This is a genomic window from Serratia sp. A07, assembly GCF_058725505.1.
Genome location: NZ_JBZXDO010000097.1, coordinates 1 through 4,060, shown reverse-complemented (window position 1 = coordinate 4,060; position 4,060 = coordinate 1). Strand labels below are relative to the sequence as shown.

Annotated in this window: 4 protein-coding genes; 3 read left to right on the top strand and 1 reads right to left on the bottom strand. The window is 57.2% G+C overall.

Features of this window, described 5'->3' with window-relative positions:
- Positions 1 to 167: 167 nt before the first annotated feature.
- Genes AC4PR2_RS27925 through AC4PR2_RS27915 form a run of 3 tightly spaced genes read left to right on the top strand, consistent with a single transcriptional unit; the run spans position 168 to position 3,791 of the window.
- Positions 168 to 941: a hypothetical protein gene (locus AC4PR2_RS27925; RefSeq protein WP_147880858.1), complete on the top strand. Its 774-nt coding sequence runs from the start codon at positions 168 to 170 to the stop codon at positions 939 to 941.
- Entirely contained in the window at positions 938 to 3,052 is a 2,115-nt protein-coding gene (gene traD / locus AC4PR2_RS27920; protein ID WP_195880166.1) for a type IV conjugative transfer system coupling protein TraD, read from the top strand. Before AC4PR2_RS27925 ends, traD begins: the two co-directional genes overlap by 4 nt.
- Positions 3,033 to 3,791 carry a TIGR03747 family integrating conjugative element membrane protein gene (locus AC4PR2_RS27915; protein WP_049209670.1) on the top strand — a complete coding sequence of 253 codons (759 nt, stop codon included), beginning with the start codon at positions 3,033 to 3,035 and terminating at the stop codon, positions 3,789 to 3,791. The genes traD and AC4PR2_RS27915 overlap by 20 nt, the downstream gene beginning before the upstream one ends.
- Here the strand turns inward: AC4PR2_RS27915 and AC4PR2_RS27910 are convergent.
- On the bottom strand, positions 3,775 to 4,060 hold a 286-nt coding region (locus AC4PR2_RS27910), incomplete at its 5' end, for a hypothetical protein (RefSeq protein ID WP_492175919.1). The two genes, AC4PR2_RS27915 and AC4PR2_RS27910, sit on opposite strands and share 17 nt — an antisense overlap.

Here is a 4,060-nt window from a genome sequence, read left to right as displayed (position 1 = left end):
TGAGTAGGTTGTGATCTCAGATTACAAACCGGCCAAAATAATTGTCGCGAACCGGCCAGATTAATTGTCGTCAGATAGCTTGCGGGCAATGCGGAGTGGACGTCTTTTTTATCCGGAAATACGGTAACCAAACGGAGTATATCCCATGTCTCTGAAGGGAGAGTGTCATGAACGACAAGCCTTTTATTGAGCGCGTGTCAGCGAATAAGCCGGCCTGGGCCGATACGCAGATTGAGCCCTGGAGTCGGGTTGGGTACCGGCAGGCCGAAGATTTTATCACCCGTCATTACTGGACTGATCGGGGGAGCCTTAATGTGTTCCGTATCGTGGGCACCGACCACCCGCAGTATGCCGGGATGAGCTGGCTTGACCTGTTGCACTGGGGCAAACGCATGGATATCAACATCCCGCTTATTGAAAGCAACCCGGATTATTACACCGAAGCCACACAACCCCATAACGGGATGAGTTTTGTCAGCCTGGACGGACTGGACTGGTATATTAGCGCGGATGGCAATCACCGCAGCTGCCTGGCGCGTTTTTATTTCCATCTGCTGGGGTATGGCGTGACGCAACTACACAATGTCTCTCTGAGCCAGTATCAGGTCGACCACGCCTTTATGACAGCGTGTGAGGCCCTGTCAGCGATGGTGTCGGTATTGCGGTCGCGGGGCGTGTATCTGGCACTGTCAGCACGCCGGGTGTCGGTTTCCCGTGATGATACTCCCGGCTGGAAAGTGGACACCTGGCACACCGATGTTACGGTGACGCTGGATGATACGACCGGTAATGACGGGGAGCAGCGGTTTGTCCTGCATCAGGCCGGGGACGCTGAGCAGTTACGTCGCCAGCTTGAAATCCGGTACCTCGAACCGGGTGCCACATCGAAGACAGTTTCCTGGTGGAAGCGCCTGTTTGCGCCAGGCAAGGAGGGGGCATGAGTAACCGTCATGTGATGGAAGCGCTGCTGCGCCCGGCGGTAGAATTGAATACCGCGATCGTTGCCGGCGCTGCCGCGGTGATTTGTTTCGTTGCTCCCTGGTCTGTTGCACTGGCGCCGTCGGTGAGTTATGTCACTGCCGGCGGGTTTGCGGTGCTGTCCGCGATACGAGCACGGCAGGGCCTGCGGGTGGTCCGTTATCGCCGTAATCTGCGTCGGTTACCGCGCTATGTCATGACAAGCGCACAGATCCCGGTTAGCCGGCAGCGGCTGTTCCTGGGGCGGGGTTTCCGTTGGCAGCAAAAGCACACCCAGCGCCTGATGGATACCCGTCGGCCGGAAGTGGAAAAATATGTTCAGCCGCCAAAAATGTACCAGGTGGCGCGCCGACTGGAGCTTAAAACCGAATATACCCTGCCGTGGTTGTCCCAGCTGCTGCGCAAGGATTCTCCACTCAATCCGGTGCGGCCGCTGCCACCGGTCGGGGGGAACCCGGCGATCCATGGTATTGAACCCGATGAGCTCGATGTATCGATGGCACTGGGCGAACGCGTAGGGCATAGCCTGGTGTTGGGCACTACCCGTGTCGGTAAGACCCGCCTGGCGGAACTGCTGATCACCCAGGATATTCGCCGCGGTGACATCACCATCGTGTTTGATCCAAAAGGGGATGCGGATTTGCTTCGCCGGGTCTGGGCTGAAGCGCACCGAGCCGGCCGCGGAGATGAGCTGTTCATCTTCCATCTGGGCTGGCCGGATATCTCGGCACGCTATAACGCCGTCGGGCGCTTTGAGCGCGTGTCGGAGGTGGCCGGGCGTATTTCCGGGCAACTGAGCGGAGAGGGCAACAGTGCGGCGTTCCGTGAGTTTGCCTGGCGATTCGTCAATATTGTGGCGCGTGCCCTGGTTGCGCTGGGGCAGCGACCTGACTATCAGTTGATCACCCGTTACGTGAACAACATCAGTGAGCTGTATGAGACCTACGCGAAGAAAGTGATTGAAGCGCGTATGCCGGCGCTGCAGCAACAAATCGACAACAGCCTGCAGGTGCTGACGGAGGACGATGTGCCGCGCAATATGCAGGGCCAGCCGAACGCGATAAAAATCATGGCGGTGGAAATGGCCCTCAGCTCGGAAGCCGGCAAGCAGCTGTATGACCCCATTCTCGATGGCCTGCGGTCAGCCGTCCGTTATGACCGTACTTACTTCGATAAAATTGTGGCGTCCCTGTTGCCACTGCTGGAAAAACTTACCACCGGCAAGACCGCCGAGCTTCTGGCGCCGAACTATATGGATATGAGCGACCCGCGGCCCATTTTTGACTGGGAACAGGTCATCCGCAAGCGCGGCATTGTTTACGTCGGGCTGGATGCCTTGTCGGACGGGGTGGTCGCCTCTGCCGTCGGCAACAGCATGTTTGCCGACCTGGTGTCCGTGGCCGGTCATATCTATAAACACGGCATGCACGGCGGGTTGCCGACCCGGGCAGACGGCAAACTGCCGATCAACCTGCACTGTGACGAGTTCAACGAACTGATGGGGGACGAATTTATCCCGCTTATCAACAAAGGAGGCGGGGCCGGTATGCAGGTGACGGCCTACACGCAAACCGAGTCGGATATCGAGGCGCGCATCGGCAGTACCGCCAAGGCGGCTCAGGTGACGGGGAACTTCAATACCCTGATCATGCTTCGTGTGCGTGAGAACCGGACCGCACAGTTGCTCACCACACAGTTGCCGGAAGTGGATATCTACACCAAAACCCTGGTATCAGGGCATGCCGATACGGCCGATGTGGAGAAGGGACAGGATTTTACCTCCAATACCCAGGACCGTGTCGGGACTGTGAAAGCCCCACTGCTTGCCCCGGCGGATGTGATTAACCTCCCGAAAGGACAGGCGTTCGCGTTGCTGGAAGGTGGTCAACTGTGGAAAATTCGGATGCCACTACCCAGCGGAGACAGGGATGATGCGCTTATGCCGGCCAACCTGCAAAAGATTGCCGAGGAGATGCAGCGCAACTACCGCACCAGTGAGTCCTGGTGGTCAGCCAGCACGGTAATGCCGGATATTGCTATCCAAGGGGGGCTGAATGTCGCAAGCGGTGAATAATCAGCCTCAGCAGCCCGTACAACCCCGTAAGCATGGGCTGTTTTACAATGTGTTGTGGGGCTGGCCCTGGATGCTGATCGGGATGTTCCTGGCTTCGCTGCTGGTGAGTCTGGTGATCGAATATGTCGGGATGGCATTCTTCTGGCCAGAGCTTGGCGCGTCGCACAGTGAAGCGGTGATGAACACCGAGTTGGGATACCTGTCTTCTGAGTTTACACGCAGCCTGCTGTTGTCTGAACCGTCAGTGACCGTCACCCGCTGGATTATGATGGCGTATCAATGGACCTTCGTGGACAGCGGCTTTTTGGACTGGATTAAGCAGGCGTATGACACGCAGGTACACAGCCAGAATGCGGTTGCCAGAGAGCTGAATAGCTGGAGTGGTTGGCTGGCTACCACGCTTAAAGAGTACCTGATGGCGACGGTGTACGTTACCGTGATCACCCTGGTACGTGTGACCATTTTAGTGCTGTCCATCCCACTGTTTATCCTGGTGGTCCTGGTTGCGCTGACCGAGGGGTTGGGGCGGCGTGATATTCGGCGCTACGGTGCCGGCTATGAGTCGAGCTTTGTGTACCACCACGCCAAGCGGATGGTGAAACCGGCGGTGTATATCCCCTGCATGCTGTACTTGTCCTGGCCAACAGCGGTTTACCCCAATCTGCTGTTGTTGCCGGCCGCTATCCTGCTCGGCATTGCGGTGACAGTGACGACAGCGTCGTTTAAGAAATATTTGTAGGTGCCTGAAATCCAGGCTGGACGGCGGCGTACAAAACTGGCTTTTGTGCGCTGCCGTCAGCAGACAAGCCGCCGTGCGGCGCGGCAGTATTCCCAGGCTTAAAAAACTTCCAATTCAGCTCTATGTGTTTCCCCTGGCTTAAAATTATCAAAATTCCATAAAGAGTTATCCGCTGACCTCCCGCCCCATCTATCGCACCCTGAGAGCACCCTAAATCATCAAGGAGTGCTTGTGTATGCCTATCCCCGTTGTTCGTGGTCTCGGCGCCG